Raw genomic sequence first — 18,210 nt, 5'->3', positions numbered from 1 at the left:
GCCCGTGAGCGTGGGGCCCCGTACCCTCGGACGCATGAGTCTGCGTCTGAGCACCGTGATCCTGCCGTACCGCCGCTGGAGCGAGGGCGGCCGTTCGGCCTGGGTGCGGGCCGAGCAGCTCGGCTTCCACACCGCGTACACCTACGACCACCTGTCCTGGCGCAGCTTCCGCGACGGCCCGTGGTTCGGTGCCGTGCCGACGCTGACCGCCGCCGCTGTCGCCACCGAGCGGCTCCGCCTCGGCACGCTGGTCACCTCGCCGAACTTCCGGCACCCGGTGACCCTCGCCAAGGAACTGATCTCCCTGGACGACATCTCCGGCGGCCGCATCACCCTCGGCATCGGCGCCGGCGGCACCGGCTTCGACGCGACCGCCCTCGGCCAGGAGCCGTGGACGCCGCGCGAGCGCGCCGACCGGTTCGCCGAGTTCGTGCCGCTGCTCGACCGGCTGCTCACCGAGGACGCGGTGACGCACGAGGGCCGCTTCTACTCGGCGCACGAGGCACGCAACATCCCGGGCTGTGTGCAGCGGCCCCGGCTGCCCTTCGCGGTGGCGGCCACCGGCCCGCGCGGACTCGAGCTCGCCGCACGGCACGGCCAGGCGTGGGTGACCACCGGCGACCCGAAGCTCTACGAGAACGGCACGCCGGAGCAGTCGGTCGAGGCGCTGCGCGGACAGCTGGAGAAGCTGTCCGAGACGTGCGCGTCGATCGGCCGGGACGTGACCGAGCTGGAGAAGGTCCTGCTCACCGGCTTCACCCCGGACCGCGGCCGGCCGCTCGAATCCCTGGACGCCTTCGTGGACTTCGCCGGCCGCCACCAGGAGTTGGGCTTCACCGAGATCGTGATCCACTGGCCCATCCCGGACTCGGACTTCGCCGCGGACGAGAAGGTCTTCGAGCGGATCGCCATGGAGGCGCCCGCCCAGCTGGCGTGACCGGGTGACAGACGTCACCTGTCGGCCGTCGCCGATGTGTCTGTGGACTCATCTGTGCGGACTTCCGCACGGGCGTGCTGGCATATGCGCGAGAATGACCCGGTGACCTCAGCGACCAGACAACCCGGGACCCCGGCCGCCGCTCTACCGCCGCGGCTGATCGCCACCGACCTCGACGGCACTCTCCTGCGCGACGACAAGTCGGTCTCTCCGAGGACGGTCGCCGCGCTGGCCGCCGCCGAGGCCGCGGGCATCGAGGTCTTCTTCGTCACCGGCCGCCCGGCCCGCTGGATGAACGTCGTCAGCGACCACGTCCACGGCCACGGCCTGGCGATCTGCGGCAACGGCGCCGCCGTGGTCGACCTGCACGGCGGCCCCGGCGCCCACCGCTTCGTGAAGGTGCGCGAACTGGCCCGGGAGAACGCGCTGGACGCCGTACGGCTGCTGCGTGACGCGGTACCCGGCACAGTGTTCGCGGTCGAGCAGACGTACGGCTTCCACCAGGAACCGGCCTATCCCAAGCTGCACATGGAGATACCGGACAACCTCCTGCCCGCCGAGGTCCTCCTCGCCGCCGACGGCCCGGACGCCGACCAGCCCGTGCTCAAGATCCTCGCCTACCACCCCGACCTCGACCCGGACGCCTTCCTCACCTTCGCCCGCCTCGCGGTCGGCGACCGCGCCAACGTCACCCGTTCCAGCCCCAGCGCCCTGCTGGAACTCAGCGGCCCGGACGTCTCCAAGGCCAGCACGCTCGCCCTGTGCTGCGCCGAGCGCGGCATCACGCCCGAGGAGGTCGTCGCCTTCGGGGACATGCCCAACGACGTCGAGATGCTGACCTGGGCCGGCCAGTCGTACGCGATGGGCAACGCCCACCCGGACGTCGTCGCCGCCGCCTCGGGCCGCACGGTCGCCAACAACGACGACGGCGTCGCGGTCGTGATCGAGCGGATGATCGCCGAGCGCGTCTGACGAAGGCTCGGAGCCTGGTGCGGCGGGCGCGACCCGAGCGTCATCAGTCCCCTGTGTCGCGGACGCTCGGGCAAGGTACTCGTGCGTTCGGGCGAGGCATCCGTGAACGCGGGTGCGTCACCCGTGCGCCCGTCACCGCGCTCCCGCCAGTTCCTCCGCCGCCGTCTCCCGCAGCATCATGTCCCGCAGCGGCCCGTCCACGGCGGCCAGCTCCGCGTACCGCCCTCGCTGCACCACCTGGCCGGCGTCGAGCACGACCACCTCGTCGACCGCACCGAGCCCGGCCAGCCGGTGGGTGATCAGCAGGGTCGTACGGCCCTGCGTGGCGGCGAGCAGATCCGCGGTGAGCGCGTCCGCAGTCGGCAGGTCCAGGTGCTCGGCGGGCTCGTCCAGGACGAGGACCGGGAAGTCGGCGAGGAGTGCGCGGGCCAGCGCGAGGCGCTGCCGCTGCCCGCCGGACAGCCGCGCCCCGTGCTCGCCGACGAGCGTGTCCAGCCCGTCGGGCAGCCCGTCCACCCAGTCCAGCAGCCGGGCCCGGGCCAGCGCGTCGCGCAGGTCGGCCTCGGTGGCGTCCTTCCGGGCGAGCAGCAGGTTCTCGCGCACGCTGCTGTCGAAGAGGTGCGCGTCCTGGGCGCACAGTCCGACGAGCCGTCGCACGTCGTCGTCGGCCAGGGCGTACGCGTCCACACCGGCGAGCGTGTACGAGCCCGCCTGCGGGTCGAGGAACCTGAGGAGCACCTGGGCGAGGGTCGTCTTGCCGGATCCGGAAGGACCGACCACGGCGATCCGGCGGCCCTGCTCCAGCGTGAGGTCGAGTCCGGCGAGTGCGTCCCGGTGCTGCCCCGCGTGCCGGGCGCCCAGGCCCCTGAGCACGACCGGGAAGGGCGAGGCGGGCGCCTGCCGGGGCCGCTCCGGCTCGCGCACGGGCTCCGGGGCGTCCAGCACCTCGAACACGCGCTCCGCGCTCCGGCGCACCCGCTGCCGGTAGCGCACGGCGAGCGGCAGCCCCAGTACGGCCTCGAAGGCCGCCAGCGGGGCGAGGACCACCACGGCCATCGCCACGCCGCCGAGCCGGCCCGCGGCCACCGCCTGGGCGCCGAGCAGGGCGCCGGCCGTGACGGTCAGGCCGGAGAGCAGCGCGGTGAGCCCGTCGCCGAGCGCGGTGACGGCGGCGGAGCGCGAGGCGATCCGGGTGAGCGTGCCGTCGGCCTGCCGGGCCGCGGCCGTACGGGCCGGCAGCGCGCCGGCGACGGTCAGTTCGGCGGTGCCGGTGAGCAGGTCGGTCACCCGGGTCGCGAGTTCTCCGCGGGCGGGCGCCAGCCGCCGCTCGGCCCGCCGGGCCGCGGCCGCGGTGACCAGGGGGACGCCGACACCGGCCGCGAGGAGCCCGGCCGCGAGGGCGGCTCCGGCCTCGGGCAGCAGCCAGGCCGTGAAGGCGACGGAGGCGGTGGAGACGGCGACCGCGACACCGGCGGGCAGCAGCCAGCGCAGCCAGTAGTCCTGGAGCGCGTCCACGTCGGCGACCAGCCGGGTGAGCAGATCGCCGCGACGGGCCGTGCGCAGCCCCGCGGGCGCCAGCCGCTCCAGCCGCCGGTAGACGGCGACCCGGGTGTCGGCCAGCATCCGCAGCACGGCGTCGTGCGACACCAGCCGCTCGGCGTACCGGAAGACGGCCCGCCCGATCCCGAAGGCCCGCGTCGCCGTCACGGCCACCATCAGATACAGCACCGGCGGCTGCTGCGAGGCACGCGAGATCAGCCAGCCGGAGGTGGCCATCAGCCCGACAGCACAGCCGAGCGCGAGACTCCCTAGCAGCAGCGCAAGCAGAAGCCGACCGCGCCGGGGCCCGGCGAGCCCCCGAACCCGGGCAAGCGCACTCCGAGTGCGCTCCGCGGACTGCCTCTTCGGGGCACTTGCCGATTGACCGAGTCCGGTGGCGGTCGGGCCAGGACGGGGATCCAGCGGACTCGGCCCCCGGGGAGGGCAACTCCCGGACCGCTGCGCCAAGGACTCCGAGCCCTCCAGCCGCACGACCCGGTCCGCCACTTCCAGCAGCGCAGGCCGATGCACAACGAGCAGCACCGTGCGCCCCGCCGCAAGCCGCCGTACCGCCGCCACGACGTCCGCCTCGGTCGCCCCGTCCAGCGCGGCCGTCGGCTCGTCCAGCAGCAGCACGGGCCGGTCCGCGAGGAAGGCCCGGGCCAGCGCGAGCCGCTGCCGCTGCCCCGCGGACAGCCCGGCCCCGTCCTCGCCGAGCACCGTGTCGGCCCCCTCGGGCAGCGCGTCCACGAACTCCAGCGCGCCCGCGTCCCGCAGGGCCCGGCGCACGGCGGTGTCGTCCGCGTCGGGCCGGGCCAGCCGGACGTTCTCCGCGATGGTCCCGGCGTACAGATGCGGGCGCTGCGGCACCCATGCGATCCGTGACCGCCACTCCACCAGGTCGACGTCCGCGAGATCGGCGCCCCCGACCCGCACCCGGCCCTCGGCGGGCTGCACGAACCCCATCAGCACGTTCAGCAGCGTCGACTTGCCAGCGCCGCTCGGCCCGACCAGCGCCACGGTCTCGCCGGGCTCGACGGTGAACGACACCTCGCTCACGGCGTCCGCCGACCGCCCCGGGTAGCGGACCGTCACCCCGTCGAAGGTCAGCGGGCTCTCCGGCACCACCGCGGTGCCGGACACCGGTGCCGGCGTCTCCAGTACGGCGAAGATCTCCTCCGCCGCGGCGAGCCCCTCCGCCGCCGCGTGGTACTGGGCGCCCACCTGGCGCAGTGGCAGATACGCCTCGGGCGCCAGCACCAGGATGACCAGACCGATGTACAGGTCCATGTCGCCGTGCACCAGACGCATGCCGATGGTCACGGCCACCAGCGCGACCGACAGTGTGGCCAGCAGCTCCAGTGCGAAGGAGGAGAGGAACGCGATCCGCAGGGTCTGCATCGTCGCCTGGCGGTACTCGCCGGTGATCCGGCGGATGGACTCGGCCTGCGCCTTGGCCCGGCCGAACACCTTCAGCGTGGGCAGCCCGGCGACCACGTCCAGGAAGTGACCCGACAGCCGGGACAACAGCCGCCACTGGCGGTCCATCCGGGACTGCGTGGCCCAGCCGATCAACATCATGAACAGGGGAATCAGCGGCAGGGTGCCGACGATGATCGCCGCCGACACCCAGTCCTCGGTGACGATCCGCGCCAGCACGGCCACCGGCACGACGACCGCGAGACCCAACTGCGGGAGATAGCGCGAGAAGTAGTCGTCGAGGGCATCGACTCCACGGGTGGCCAGGGTGACCAGCGAGCCGGTCCGCTGTCCGCTCAGCCACCCGGGGCCCAGCTGGGCCGCGCGCTCCAGCAGCCGCCCCCGAAGCTCCGACTTCACGGCCGCGCTCGCGCGGTGTGCCGCGAGTTCGGTGAGCCACGCGACAACCGATCGCCCCACGGCCACGCCCGCCAACAGCAGGAGGGGAGTGCACAGTTCAGCAATCGACTGCCCGTGCTGGAAGGCACCGACCACCACCTCGGCGATGAGCATGGCCTGGGCGATGGCCAGCCCGGCCCCGACGGCCCCGAGGCCGACTACCGCCACCAGGAAGAGACGGGTGGCGCGGGCGTAGTGCAGGAGGCGCGGATCGATTGGTTTCACGTGAACCATGCCCTTCGGTCCAGAGGGTGTGTTTCACGTGAAACACACCCTCGGCGGACTCAGTGTGCGGCAGCGTCAGGAGCGATGTGCTGCGTCCCGATCCGCTTGCGGAACACCCAGTAGGTCCAGCTCTGGTAGAGCAGGACGAACGGCGTGGCGATGGCCGCGCACCACGTCATGATCTTCAGGGTGTACGGGCTCGACGAGGCGTTGGTGACCGTCAGACTCCAGTCCCCGTTGAGCGTGGACGGCATGACGTTCGGGAAGAGCGACAGGAAGAGCATCGCCACCGACGCCACGATGGTCATGCCGGACAGCGCGAACGACCATCCCTCGCGTCCCATCTGATTGGCCACCAGAGCGGCCACCAGGGCGACGACCGCCACGACCAGGGCCACCAGGCTCTTACCGTCACCGTTGTCGGCCTGCGTCCACAGCAGGAAGACGAGCGCCAGGACAGCCGTCACGAGGCCGACCCGCAACGCCAGCTTCCGTGCCCGCAGCCGGATGTCCCCGACGGTCTTCAGCGCCGTGAAGACCGCCCCGTGGAAGGTGAAGAGCGTGAGCGTCACCAGGCCGCCGAGCAGGGCGTAGGGGTTGAGCAGGTCCCCGAGGCTCCCCACGTACTCGAAGTGCTGGTCGATCTTCACCCCCCGCACGATGTTCCCGAAGGCCACACCCCACAGGAACGCCGGGATGAGCGAGGTCCAGAAGATGGCCGTCTCCCAGTTGCGCTGCCAGTTCTCCTCGGGTCGCTTCGCCCGGTACTCGAAGGCCACGCCCCGGACGATCAGGCAGACCAGGATGACCAGCAGCGGCAGATAGAAGCCGGAGAAGAGGGTGGCGTACCACTCCGGGAACGCGGCGAAGGTCGCGCCGCCCGCCGTGAGCAGCCACACCTCGTTGCCGTCCCAGACGGGCCCGATGGTGTTGATCAGCACCCGCCGCTCGGGCCGGTTCCGGGCGAGCAGCTTGGTGAGGATGCCGACCCCGAAGTCGAAGCCCTCCAGGAAGAAGTAGCCGGTCCACAGGACCGCGATGAGGACGAACCAGACGTCGTGAAGTTCCATGACTGTTCCCCCGGCCTAGTACGAGAAGGCCATCGGCTTGTCGGCGTCACGGGTGTCGCCGCCGATCTTCGTGGGCGGGTTGAGGTCGGCCTCGGTCAGCTCGGGCGGGCCGGCCTTGACGTACTTCACCAGCAGCTTGACCTCGACGACGGCGAGGATCGCGTACAGCGCGGTGAAGACGATCATCGAGGTGAGGACCTCACCCTGGGAGACACCGGGGGAGACCGCGTCCCGGGTCTGCAGGACGCCGTAGACGACCCACGGCTGACGGCCCATCTCGGTGAAGATCCAGCCCCAGGAGTTGGCGATCAGCGGAAAGGCCAAGGTCCAGATCGCGATGCGCCAGTACCAGGTGGTCAGCTTCGGGGCGAGCGCCTTGTTCCGGAACAGGACCAGGTGCGGCACCTCGTCGTCGCCGACCCTCAGGTGCTGCGGCAGCATGAACTTCTTCCGGGTCAGCCACAGTCCGGCGAGGCCGATGGCGAAGGAGGCCATGCCGAAGCCGATCATCCAGCGGAAGCCCCAGAAGGCCACCGGGATGTTGGGCCGGTAGTCGCCGGGCCCGAACTTCTGCTGCTCCGCCTTGTTGACGTCGTTGATGCCGGGGACGTACGAGGTGAAGTCGTCGTCGGCGAGGAAGGACAGCAGGCCCGGGATCTCTATCGCGACGGTGTTGTGGCTCTTCTCGACGTCTCCGTAGGCGAAGATCGAGAACGGTGCCGGCTTCTGGCCGTCCCAGAGCGCCTCGGCTGCGGCCATCTTCATGGGCTGCTGCTTGAACATGACCTTGCCGAGCACGTCACCGCTGACCGCGGTGAGCATGCCGGCGATGACCACCGTGATCAGACCCAGCCGCAGCGAGGTCTTCATCTCGCGGATGTGCCGCTTACGGGCCAGGTGGTAGGCGGAGATGCCGACCATGAAGGCGCCGCCGGTCAGGAAGGCCGCGGAGAGGGTGTGGAAAGCCTGGCTGAGCGCGGTGTTCTGGGTCAGGACATGCCAGAAGTCCGTGAGCTCGGCCCGGCCCTTCGCCTTGTTGATCCGGTAGCCGACGGGGTGCTGCATCCAGGAGTTGGCCGCCAGGATGAAGTACGCCGACAGGATCGTGCCGATCGAGACCATCCAGATGCAGGCCAGGTGGATCTTCTTGGGCAGCTTGTCCCAGCCGAAGATCCACAGCCCGATGAAGGTGGACTCGAAGAAGAACGCGATCAGGGCCTCGAAGGCGAGCGGGGCGCCGAAGATGTCACCGACGAAGCGCGAGTAGTCCGACCAGTTCATGCCGAACTGGAACTCCTGCACGATGCCGGTGACCACACCCATCGCGATGTTGATCAGGAAGAGCTTGCCCCAGAACTTCGTCGCCCTGAGGTACTTCTCCTTCTCCGTGCGCACCCAGGCCGTCTGGAGCCCGGCCGTGAGGGCGGCCAGGGAGATCGTCAGGGGGACGAACAGGAAGTGGTAGACGGTGGTGATGCCGAACTGCCAGCGCGCCAGTGTCTCCGGCGCCAGAGCCAGGTCCACGTCGTCACTCTCCTTACTACGCCGTGGTACTGCGGCGGTTTACCCCTCTTGTCACGTACATAGAGGAGCAAACGGGATGCGCTTGTGAACGCGTTCACATTCACAAGCCATTATGACGTACTGATTTTCGGCAACCAACGGGGGGTCCCCCCTTCGCCGTGCCGTCAAGGTCTTGGCAGTGACTTCAACATCTTGTTGAATTGCGCGCCATGCAGATACGGATCTCCTGGCCCGCGGGCAACATCACCGCGACCCTTGACGACACACCGACCACCCAGGCCCTCGGCAAGGCCCTGCCGCTCGCCTCCACCGCTCACACCTGGGGCGAGGAGGTGTATTTCGACACAGGTGTCTCCGTTTCACGTGAAACGGACGCCCGGCAGGTCGTGGAGCCGGGCACGGTGGCGTTCTGGACGGACGGCGACGCCCTCGCCCTCCCCTACGGGCCCACGCCCATCTCGCGAGGTGACGAGTGCCGGCTCGCGAGCCCGTGCAACGTCCTGGGCCGACTCGACGGGGACGCCGCAGTCCTGGCGACGGTGCGGGACGGCGACCCCGTACGCGTGGAACTGATCCACGCGTAGGCACTGACAGACGAGTAGGCCCCGCACACGCGAGGCCCACCCGGTACCGCTTCGGTGCTCCCGACGGAGCCCGCTCAGATCTCCTTGCGGAACGCTTCCGTCACCTTCAGGAAGATGTCGTTCGCCTCGGTCTCGCCGATCGTCACCCGCACACCCTCGCCCGGGAACGGCCGGACCACCACACCGTGCTGCTCACAGGCCGCCGCGAACGCGACCGTGCGCTCCCCCAGCCGCAGCCACACGAAGTTGGCCTGGGTCTCCGGGACCGTCCAGCCCTGGGCGCGCAGCGCGTCGACCACGCGCGTGCGCTCGCACACCAGCGAGCCGACGCGGCCCAGCAGCTCGTCCTCGGCCCGCAGCGAGGCGATCGCCGCCTCCTGTGCGAGCTGGCTGACACCGAAGGGCACCGCCGTCTTGCGCAGCGCAGCCGCCACCGGCTCGTGCGCGATCGCAAAACCGACGCGCAGCCCGGCGAGGCCGTAGGCCTTCGAGAACGTGCGCAGGACGCAGACGTTGGGCCGGTTCCGGTACAGCTCGACGCCGTCGGGCACCTCGGGGTCGCGGATGAACTCCCGGTAGGCCTCGTCCAGCACCACCAGCACATCGCCGGGCACCCGATCGAGGAACCGCTCCAGCTCCGCGCGACGCACCACCGTGCCGGTCGGGTTGTTGGGGTTGCAGACGAAGATCAGACGCGTCCGGTCGGTGATCGCCTCCGCCATCGCGTCCAGGTCGTGCACATCGCCCTGAGTGAGCGGCACCCGCACCGACCGGGCACCGCTGATCTGCGTGATGATCGGGTACGCCTCGAAGGACCGCCAGGCGTAGATCACCTCGTCGCCGGGGCCGCTGGTGGCCTGGATCAGCTGCTGGGCGACACCCACCGAGCCGGTGCCGGTGGCCAGGTGGGAGAGCGGGACACCGAAGCGCTCCGACAGCTCGTTCATCAGGCCCGTGCAGGCCATGTCGGGGTAGCGGTTGAAGCTGGAGGCGGCCGCGGTCACGCTCTCCATCACGCCGGGCAGCGGCGGATACGGGTTCTCGTTGGAGGACAGCTTGTAGGCGACCGGCCCGCCGGCCGCGGCGGGCTTACCCGGCTTGTAGGTGGGGATACCCTCCAGCTCGGCGCGCAGCTTCGGGCTCATCTCGCTCACCGCAGTCCTCCTCGCGACCACCGGCGGACCGTCGACGCCGCCGGCTTCCAATACTCCACACCTTATGAGGATTCGGCGTCCCTGCGAACAGATGCGGGGCACCAAGAGGCGAACCTCATCGATCCCACAGGCATCAGGGGCATCACCAGACGAAGGCGTACGTATCGGGGGGCGCGCCACACATATATCTACGCGCCGGTGGCTCGCGCCGTGGCGCGCATCACCCGTGCAGGTGAGTTGAGACCTCTTCGAGACATGGAGCACTTGGCAGGCCCATGCGCGTCGACAAGTCACGTCCTACCATGAAAGCACTCAACTTCCTTGTTTTCCAAGGCAGTTGAGCCGTAATGACCATGCAGAAACGTACCTGTCAATGCGTGCATATGCGTCCGCACTACCCCACCGCATGAGCCCTACTATCGGCTCGCCATGACAGCAGCAGGGAAGCACCAGGTGAGCCGCGCGGAAACCTCACGTCGAGGCAGTCGGCCGGGCCGGGCGGGCATCAGAGACGTGGCCGCCGCCGCCGGGGTCTCCATCACAACCGTGTCCGACGCACTCAACGGCAAGGGCCGGCTCCCAGATGCCACCCGGCGCCATGTCCGCGAGGTCGCCGACCGGCTGGGGTACCGCCCCTCGGCCGCCGCCCGCACCCTCCGTACCGGCAAGTCGGGTCTGATCGGCCTGACCGTGACGACGTACGGGGATGAACCTTTCACCTTCACGGAGTTCGCGTACTTCGCCGAGATGGCGCGGGCCGCCACCTCGGCCGCGCTCGCCCGGGGCTACGCCCTGGTCATCCTGCCCGCGACCTCCCGCCACGACGTGTGGTCGAACGTGGCCCTGGACGGCACGGTCGTCATCGACCCCTCCGACCAGGACCCGGTGGTCAGCGAACTCGTCCGGCAGGGGCTGCCGGTCGTCTCCGACGGGCGCCCGGCCGGCTCGCTCCCGGTCACCGCCTGGGTCGACAACGACCACGAGGCCGCCGTCCTCGGCATCCTGGACCACCTCGCCGACGCGGGCGCCCGCCGGATCGGCCTGCTCACGGGCACGACGACGGACACGTACACCCATCTGTCCACCACGGCCTACCTGCGCTGGTGCGAGCGCGTCGGCCAGGACCCGGTCTACGAGGCCTACCCGGCGCACGACCCGTGCGCGGGAGCCGTCGCCGCCGACCGGCTGCTCGCCCGCCCCGACCGCCCGGACGCCGTCTACGGCCTCTTCGACCCCAACGGCACCGACCTGCTCGCCGCCGCCCGCCGCTACGGCCTGCGCGTCCCGGACGACCTGCTGCTGGTGTGCTGCAGCGAGTCCACGGTGTACGCCAACACCGAGCCGCCCATCACCACGCTCTCCCTGAAGCCGCGCCGGATCGGCACCGCGGTGGTCCAGCTCCTCATCGACGCCATCGAGGGCGTCGACGCGGACCAGCCCGTCGAGCAGGTGATACCGACGGAGCTGATCGTGCGCACCTCGTCCCAGCGGCGTTCCCCGCGCACGACAGTCAGCCCACCGCGGACCCCGGAAGAGGGATAACGGGGGATCTCAGACGGGAGCCCGGCGGGTGGCCGCGATCGGTTCACCCGCTGCGGGCGGGGGCCGGGCGGGCCCCGGGGGGGAGCCGAAAGCCGCCACGGCTCGGCCGCCTCGCGGCACACGGCTCCGCGGGCCCCAAACGGGTCGGTCGACCGTCCAGCCGTGCGGCCGACGCGATACCGGCAGCCGGTCGAACCCCTGCCCAAACGGGGCGAAAGCCGCAGTGAACTGGAGTCTTGCTCCGATTCACCACCCCTGGGTCATCACACGGCGCGACGCGCATTCCTATGATGGGCCCACGACACCGCGGGCCGCTGCGACCAGGCAGTCCGAAGCGGTGCAGCTGCGGCGCGATGGTGGAGGGGTCTGATGACTCAGGGGGCCGGTCAGGGACCCGAGGTGGAGCGGACGGCGACGTTGCGCGACTTCCGGGTACCCGCGTACGTCCACGAGACCGGTCCGTACGTCCACGCCCAGTCCGGCGACACCCTCCCGTCCGTGGACGAGGCCTACCCCGAGGGCTACACGCCCACCCAGCGCGACCTGCCCGTCATCAACCGCGGCGACACGCTCCAGGTCCCCGTCGAACCGGCCCCCGCAGCCCCCGACGCAGAGCCCACGACCGGCCCCGGCGCGCTGTACGTCGTCGGTGACGTCCACGGCTACCTGGACGAGCTGGTGGCCGCCCTGCAGGAGAAGGGGCTGATCGACGCCTCCGGCCAGTGGTGCGCGGGCACCGCCCGGCTGTGGTTCCTCGGCGACTTCACCGACCGCGGCCCGGACGGCATCGGCGTCATCGACCTGGTGATGCGGCTGTCCGCCGAGGCGGCCGCGGCCGGCGGCTACTGCAAGGCCCTCATGGGCAACCACGAGCTGCTCGTGCTCGGCGCCAAGCGGTTCGGCGACACCCCCGTCAACTCCGGCGCGGGCACCGCCACCTTCCAGGCGGCCTGGCTGCTCAACGGCGGCCAGAAGACCGACATGGACCGCCTCCAGGACCACCACCTGCAGTGGATGGCCCGCCTCGACGCGGTCGAGGAGGTCGACGGCTACCTGCTCGTGCACTCCGACACCACCGCCTACCTCGACTACGGCGACTCGATCGAGGCCGTCAACGACACGGTCCGCGAGACGCTCACGCGCAACGACGCGGACGAGTGCTGGGACCTGTTCAGGAAGTTCACCAAGCGCTTCTCCTTCCGCGACGAGGGCGGCGCCGACGCCGTACGCTCCCTGCTCGACATGTACGGCGGCACCCGCATCGTTCACGGCCACAGCCCCATTCCGTACCTGCTCGGCGAGGTCGGATCCGAGGACGGCGAGGAGAGCAGCGACCCCGTCGTCGAGGGACCGCACGTCTACGCCGAGGGACTCGCCATCGCCATGGACGGCGGCGTGACCATGGCCGGAAAGCTGCTGGTCCAGCAACTTCCCCTGGATATCTGAGCGTTCGCGGGGCAGGTGCGCCCCATACCGTATGAGCGCAGGTCGGCACGCAATTTCCGGCAACCCCCTGTCACCGCGTGCCGTCACGGCTCTACCATCGGCTTATCCGTAGCAGGCTCCCCTCCGTTTCTGCCCGACGGCTCGCCGGCGTGCGAGCCACAAGCCCTACGGAGCATCGGGGGATGCACATGAACAGCGTTCCGCAGCACCTGCTGAGCGAGGACCGCCAGGAATTCGAGCGGATCCTCGATGAGGCGCTGCGCTCCGCACCACAACGCCCGGAACTGGCTGCTGTCGGACAGCGGCTGAACCCCGAACAACTGCGCACCATGGCCCTCAACGCCACCGCGCTCATCACGGCGGCCGCGGCGAGCGAGTACCAGCACTACGTGAAGGTCCGCGAGGAACTGCGCCACCCGGCGCCGTCCACCCCCTCGGCCGCCCGCGATTCCGGTTCCGCCGAACCGGGTGCGGACGCGATGGGGCTCGCCACCAGCCTCGGCGAGGCCGCCGAGACGACCGGGGCGGGCGCCATCGCCGTGATCGCGGTGCTGGCCCCCGTCCTCGCCGGGACCGCCGCGGCGATCTTCCTGCTCGTCGGCTACATCCTGAGAATGCTGGCCCCCGGTCAGGCCTTCGCCCAGACCATGCTCACCGCGGGCTGGGTGTTCGGCGCCGTGGCCGCGGCCGCGATCCTCGTCGCCGCGGTCGGGCTGCTGCTCACCGCCCTGCGCAACAGCGCCGCGGCGGAAGCCGGGACCCACGACGCGGCGAGCGAGGACGTGTCCAGGGCGAGAGAGGCCTGGCGGGAGGCCCTGCTGGAGCGCGGCATCCTGCCGTTCCTGCGGGACGCGCTCGCCCAGCCCGGCACGGCCGCCCTGCACCCCACGGCCCCGCCGGCCCCGACCGGCCGCATGCCGCGCCTGGGTTACGGCCGCCCCGGCTTCAGCAGCCCCGACGACGGCTCCGCCTCCGGCCGCCCGAGCTTCACCAGCCCGGACTACACGAGCCCCGACTTCGGCGGCCCGGAACACCAGCCGGAGTGAGGCGTGTGCCCCGCCCGGGGCACACGCCGGATCCCGGCCAAAAACCGGCCGGGCCCTGCTACAGCCGTCGGACGATCTGCGCCTCGACGCGTTCGACGGACGTTCGGCTGTAGGCGTGCACGAGAGCGAGGTGGAACAACGCGGGCGCCAGCGGCGCCCAGCGGTGGACACGGTCCTCCCGGAGCAGATACTTGATGACGGGCGCCGGGCGGAACGGCACGTAGTCGATCGTCTGATGCTCCCAGCGGTCCGCCACACCCCTGCTCATCCGCGCCTGGAGGTCGGAACTCCTCAGTTCCTTGAGCCTGGCGAAGTAGTGGCCGCTCCAGTGGCGCTTGTCGACATCCAGGACGAAGGCCAGAAGGTCGAGTGTGTACTCGTGTGCCTCCAGGGCCAGTTCCTCACGCATTCCCCGACGGCACACCGCGTGCAGGTCCGGCGCGCTCCGTCCCGACGAGTCGATGTGCCGGGACAGGCCCTCGTTGACCGAGGAGTTCCACACACCGGGCGCCATCCTGACCCGCTCGCTGCGACGGCTCACCACGAGCATGTCGTCGGCGGTGACCACGGCGACGTTGACGGCGAAGCTGCACTGGAGGAACGCGGGGGCGGCCAGGGGCTGCTCGGGATCCAGGTAGCGCGACCGGGGGGTCGCACCGTTCGGCAGCCGCCGGTCGAGCTGCTGAGCAGCCAGGAACGTGTAGTAGTCGGTCGGCCGCAGCCGCAGGTGCACCTCCGGCGTCTCGTCCAGTGCCGTGCGGGAGATGTCGAACGACTCGACCGCATAACGCGGCCCGTTCCACAGGGGGGTACGTCCCTCGCCGCGCAGCCGTTCGCTCTCGGTGGCTACCTCGTCCCGCCAAGGATTCATGTCCGCCGGGAGCCGGACCTCTTCGTCGAGCACGTGTACGAAGATCGTCTCTGCCGGGATCGGGGTCTCACCGTCTCCCTCCACGATCAGCGCCGAGGTCTGCAGGGGCCCGAGCGAGAACGTCCGCCACGCCGGTCCCGACTCCTCCCGGCTCCTCAGACCCCGCAGCGCCCTCGCCGAGCGTCTGCGCACCCGGAACCACGCGTCCTGCAAGGGCTGTTGGAACAGCACCGCGAACAGCATGCCGATGACCGCACCGACAACTCCGTTGGCAACATCGATCCCACCCACACGGGAGACCTTAGGGATCTTGTGCGCCCCGGGCGGCATCGTTCTCCTTCCGTTACGGCGCCCGCCCGTCGCCGGGATCCGGCAGCTGGATGACCGCGATGCCTCCCGTCCGAGCAACTGCCAGGCGGGTGCCGTCGGGATGCAGCGCCGCGACCGGGGTCGGGACGTGGGTGGCTCCGTAGGCCCCTTCCCGGCGTGCCACAGCCACCTCCGGCCATTCCGCCAGGACTGCGCCGGTGGTGATGTCGATCAGCCGGGGATGCCCATGCAGCGCGACGACTCTGCTGCCCCCCGCGAGCAGCGTGCCGACCTTGAACTCGACTCGGCTCCGGTGCATCCATCGACGCTCGGACAGGGACCAGACACCGAGCTCCCGAGGGCCCAGAGCGGGCATCTCTTCGTCATCGAGGAACTCCTCACCGGTCGCAACCACCAAGCGATCACGGTCGAGCCAGCACGCCGACTCCACCTCGGCGTCGATGCCCGGCTCCATCGGCAGCACTCCGGGCCCGTCCAGTGCGGCCGGGTCCGTCAGCGCGGCTTCCAGATCGAAGACCTCGGCAATGCCGTACGGATGCCACACCCAGCCGGCCACGAGCAGATGCCTGCCGTCCGGACTCACCGACAGCCGGGAGTGGAAGACGTCCTTGTCTCCCCGTGGGCCCGAAGTCAGGCGCTTCCCCGACTCCACCTCCTCGATGTGGAGGACGTTGTACTCCTCCGGGCAGTGAACCAGGATCTCTCGCCCGTCCGGCAGAACTCCCAGCGCGACGGGGTAGTCGAAGTCGTCGGCGTGGTGAATGCTGCGCGTCAGTTCACGGACGACGTACGAGCCCCGGACCAGCAGAGCCCTGGTCCCGCGCTCGGCGTAGACGACGCTGTGGCGGCCGGAGGAGGAGACGACGCTTCTGTCGAACACCGGTCCGTAGCCCGTGTCCGTCCGCTGCTCCACACCGGCGGAGTTCCAGGCGCGGCCACCCACCGGGTCGACCAGAGTGTCGTCCTGCCAGACCAGCGACTGTGCCGGAGCCGTCGTCTCCAGCAACACCACAGGTCTCATCCCCAACCCCCCTGTTTCACCGACCGGTGCCGGCGCTGCTCTCCGGGCATCGGGCCCGAGGAGCAGCGCCCACCCGCGTGCGTCAGTCCGCCAGCGGCAGGTACACCCGGTTGCCCGCGGCCGCGAACTCCTTCGACTTCTGGGCCATGCCCTCTTCGATCTCGGCCTTGCTGCCGCCGTGTTCGCGGCGGATGTCCTGCGAGATCTTCATGCTGCAGAACTTCGGCCCGCACATGGAGCAGAAGTGGGCCGTCTTGGCGGGCTCGGCCGGCAGCGTCTCGTCGTGGAACTCCCGTGCCGTGTCCGGGTCCAGGGCGAGGTTGAACTGGTCCTCCCACCGGAACTCGAAGCGGGCGTCGGACAGCGCGTCGTCCCACTCCTGCGCACCGGGGTGCCCCTTGGCGAGATCGGCCGCGTGGGCGGCGATCTTGTAGGTGATGACGCCGGTCTTGACGTCGTCACGGTTGGGCAGGCCCAGGTGCTCCTTGGGCGTGACGTAGCAGAGCATCGCCGTGCCCCACCAGGCGATCATCGCGGCGCCGATACCGGAGGTGATGTGGTCGTACGCCGGAGCGACGTCCGTGGTCAGCGGGCCGAGCGTATAGAACGGAGCCTCATCGCAGATCTCCTGCTGAAGGTCGATGTTCTCCTTGATCTTGTGCATCGGGACGTGTCCCGGGCCCTCGATCATGGTCTGTACGTTGAAACGCTTGGCGATCCGGTTGAGTTCCCCGAGCGTCCGCAGCTCCGCGAACTGCGCCTCGTCGTTGGCGTCCGCGATCGAGCCCGGCCGGAGGCCGTCGCCGAGCGAGTACGTGACGTCGTAGGCGGCGAGGATCTCGCAGAGCTCCTCGAAGTTCTCGTACAGGAACGACTCCCTGTGGTGCGCGAGGCACCACGCGGCCATGATCGAGCCGCCGCGCGAGACGATGCCCGTCTTGCGGTTGGCGGTGAGCGGCACGTACGGCAGGCGCACGCCCGCGTGGACGGTCATGTAGTCCACGCCCTGCTCGGCCTGCTCGATGACCGTGTCCTTGTAGATCTCCCAGGTCAGTTCCTCGGCCTTGCCGTCGACCTTCTCCAGTGCCTGGTAGAGCGGCACCGTGCCGATGGGGACGGGGGAGTTGCGCAGCACCCACTCGCGGGTCGTGTGGATGTTGCGACCGGTGGAGAGGTCCATGACCGTGTCGGCGCCCCAGCGGGTCGCCCAGGTCATCTTCTCGACCTCCTCCTCGATGGAGGACGTGACCGCGGAGTTGCCGATGTTGGCGTTGACCTTCACCAGGAACCGCTTGCCGATGATCATCGGCTCGATCTCCGGGTGGTTGACGTTGGCCGGGAGCACCGCGCGGCCCGCCGCGATCTCCTCGCGGACCACCTCGGGATCAACGTTCTCGCGGACGGCCACGAACTCCATCTCGGGCGTGATCTCGCCGCGGCGGGCGTACGCGAGCTGGGTGACGGCCGTGCCGTCACGGCCCCGGCGCGGCTGACGCGGACGTCCGGGGAAGACCGCATCCAGGTTGCGCAGCCCGCCGCGCGGTGAGGTGTGCTTGATCCCGTCGTCCTCAGGTCGGACGGGACGACCGGCGTACTCCTCGGTGTCGCCGCGGGCGATGATCCAGTTCTCCCGCAGCGGCGCCAGGCCCCTGCGGACGTCGGTGTCGACGAGTGGATCGGTGTACGGGCCTGATGTGTCGTACAGCGTGACCGACTGCCCGTTGGTGAGGTGCACCTGGCGAACCGGCACGCGCAGGTCGGGGCGGGTGCCCTCGACGTACGCCTTGTGCCAGCCGATGGACTTCCCGGCCTCCTGGGACTTCTCGTCCTGAACGGAGGCAGGCGTGCGTGCGTCCTTGTTGGTCATGAGACCTACTCCCTACGCCGGCATTACCCGGTAACAGGTTCGGCGGTCGACGCAGCGGCTTCCGTCTGCCGATGTTTCCCGTGAAACCACGTTCCACGTGAAACATCGCGAATACGGAGGTCAGCGCCCTCTCAGCCCGGTGCTCCGAGCTCCCGCGTGTGCAAAGGTGCCTCCACGCTAGCGTCAATTCGGGCGCGGTGAACA

General features: G+C 70.3%; 13 protein-coding genes and 1 riboswitch. Of the genes, 6 read left to right on the top strand and 7 right to left on the bottom strand.

Features of this window, described 5'->3' with window-relative positions; genetic code table 11:
- Positions 1 to 34: 34 nt before the first annotated feature.
- Together ACIRVH_RS15450 and ACIRVH_RS15445 are read left to right on the top strand one after the other, a co-directional pair.
- A complete protein-coding gene (locus ACIRVH_RS15450) occupies positions 35 to 937 on the top strand; it encodes an LLM class flavin-dependent oxidoreductase (protein WP_403952784.1) in 903 nt (300 codons plus the stop codon).
- Positions 938 to 1,021: 84 nt separating this feature from the next.
- A complete protein-coding gene (locus ACIRVH_RS15445; protein WP_403952782.1) occupies positions 1,022 to 1,909 on the top strand; it encodes an HAD hydrolase family protein in 888 nt (295 codons plus the stop codon).
- A 132-nt stretch (positions 1,910 to 2,041) separates the two neighbouring features.
- On the opposite strand, the gene cydD is transcribed toward ACIRVH_RS15445, so the two are convergent.
- From cydD to ACIRVH_RS15430, 3 genes are read right to left on the bottom strand one after another with little or no spacing between them, the layout of a single operon-like run.
- Positions 2,042 to 5,551 carry a thiol reductant ABC exporter subunit CydD gene (cydD, locus tag ACIRVH_RS15440; RefSeq protein WP_403952780.1) on the bottom strand — a complete coding sequence of 1,170 codons (3,510 nt, stop codon included), beginning with the start codon at positions 5,549 to 5,551 and terminating at the stop codon, positions 2,042 to 2,044.
- A gap of 59 nt (positions 5,552 to 5,610) precedes the next feature.
- Complete coding sequence (gene cydB, locus ACIRVH_RS15435) at positions 5,611 to 6,621, bottom strand: cytochrome d ubiquinol oxidase subunit II (RefSeq protein WP_403952777.1); 1,011 nt, start codon at positions 6,619 to 6,621, stop codon at positions 5,611 to 5,613.
- Between the two features lie 15 nt (positions 6,622 to 6,636).
- The gene (locus ACIRVH_RS15430; protein WP_403952774.1) at positions 6,637 to 8,145 is read right to left on the bottom strand and encodes a cytochrome ubiquinol oxidase subunit I; all 1,509 of its coding nucleotides are present in this window, start codon (positions 8,143 to 8,145) and stop codon (positions 6,637 to 6,639) included.
- A 209-nt stretch (positions 8,146 to 8,354) separates the two neighbouring features.
- Here ACIRVH_RS15430 and ACIRVH_RS15425 point away from each other — a divergent pair, with 209 nt between their 5' ends.
- Complete coding sequence (locus ACIRVH_RS15425) at positions 8,355 to 8,729, top strand: cyclophilin-like fold protein (protein ID WP_403952771.1); 375 nt, start codon at positions 8,355 to 8,357, stop codon at positions 8,727 to 8,729.
- A 74-nt stretch (positions 8,730 to 8,803) separates the two neighbouring features.
- On the opposite strand, the gene hisC is transcribed toward ACIRVH_RS15425, so the two are convergent.
- Positions 8,804 to 9,883: a histidinol-phosphate transaminase gene (gene hisC, locus ACIRVH_RS15420; protein ID WP_403952769.1), complete on the bottom strand. Its 1,080-nt coding sequence runs from the start codon at positions 9,881 to 9,883 to the stop codon at positions 8,804 to 8,806.
- A 429-nt stretch (positions 9,884 to 10,312) separates the two neighbouring features.
- On the opposite strand from hisC, the gene ACIRVH_RS15415 reads away from it, so the two are divergent.
- The 3 genes from ACIRVH_RS15415 to ACIRVH_RS15405 all read left to right on the top strand — a co-directional run bounded on the left by ACIRVH_RS15415 (position 10,313) and on the right by ACIRVH_RS15405 (position 13,917).
- Positions 10,313 to 11,425: a LacI family DNA-binding transcriptional regulator gene (locus ACIRVH_RS15415; RefSeq protein ID WP_403952767.1), complete on the top strand. Its 1,113-nt coding sequence runs from the start codon at positions 10,313 to 10,315 to the stop codon at positions 11,423 to 11,425.
- Between the two features lie 369 nt (positions 11,426 to 11,794).
- Entirely contained in the window at positions 11,795 to 12,871 is a 1,077-nt protein-coding gene (locus ACIRVH_RS15410; protein ID WP_403952764.1) for a metallophosphoesterase, read from the top strand.
- Positions 12,872 to 13,053: 182 nt separating this feature from the next.
- Complete coding sequence (locus tag ACIRVH_RS15405) at positions 13,054 to 13,917, top strand: hypothetical protein (RefSeq protein ID WP_403952762.1); 864 nt, start codon at positions 13,054 to 13,056, stop codon at positions 13,915 to 13,917.
- A 58-nt stretch (positions 13,918 to 13,975) separates the two neighbouring features.
- Here the strand turns inward: ACIRVH_RS15405 and ACIRVH_RS15400 are convergent, their stop codons facing one another.
- The 3 genes from ACIRVH_RS15400 to thiC form a co-directional block, all read right to left on the bottom strand.
- Positions 13,976 to 15,079: a hypothetical protein gene (locus ACIRVH_RS15400; protein WP_403952760.1), complete on the bottom strand. Its 1,104-nt coding sequence runs from the start codon at positions 15,077 to 15,079 to the stop codon at positions 13,976 to 13,978.
- A 52-nt stretch (positions 15,080 to 15,131) separates the two neighbouring features.
- A complete protein-coding gene (locus ACIRVH_RS15395; RefSeq protein WP_403952759.1) occupies positions 15,132 to 16,139 on the bottom strand; it encodes a hypothetical protein in 1,008 nt (335 codons plus the stop codon).
- Between the two features lie 82 nt (positions 16,140 to 16,221).
- Positions 16,222 to 18,006 (bottom strand): phosphomethylpyrimidine synthase ThiC, encoded by a 1,785-nt coding sequence (thiC, locus tag ACIRVH_RS15390; protein WP_403952757.1) that lies wholly within the window; start codon positions 18,004 to 18,006, stop codon positions 16,222 to 16,224.
- A riboswitch (TPP riboswitch) is annotated at positions 17,999 to 18,172 on the bottom strand. Its footprint overlaps the gene before it by 8 nt.
- Positions 18,173 to 18,210: the final 38 nt, after the last annotated feature.

It is taken from the genome of Streptomyces sp. NPDC101165 (assembly GCF_044768135.1).
Classification (GTDB): Bacteria; Actinomycetota; Actinomycetes; order Streptomycetales; family Streptomycetaceae; genus Streptomyces.
Note: the sequence above shows the minus strand (reverse complement) of the source record. Positions and strands in the feature narration are given on the sequence as shown.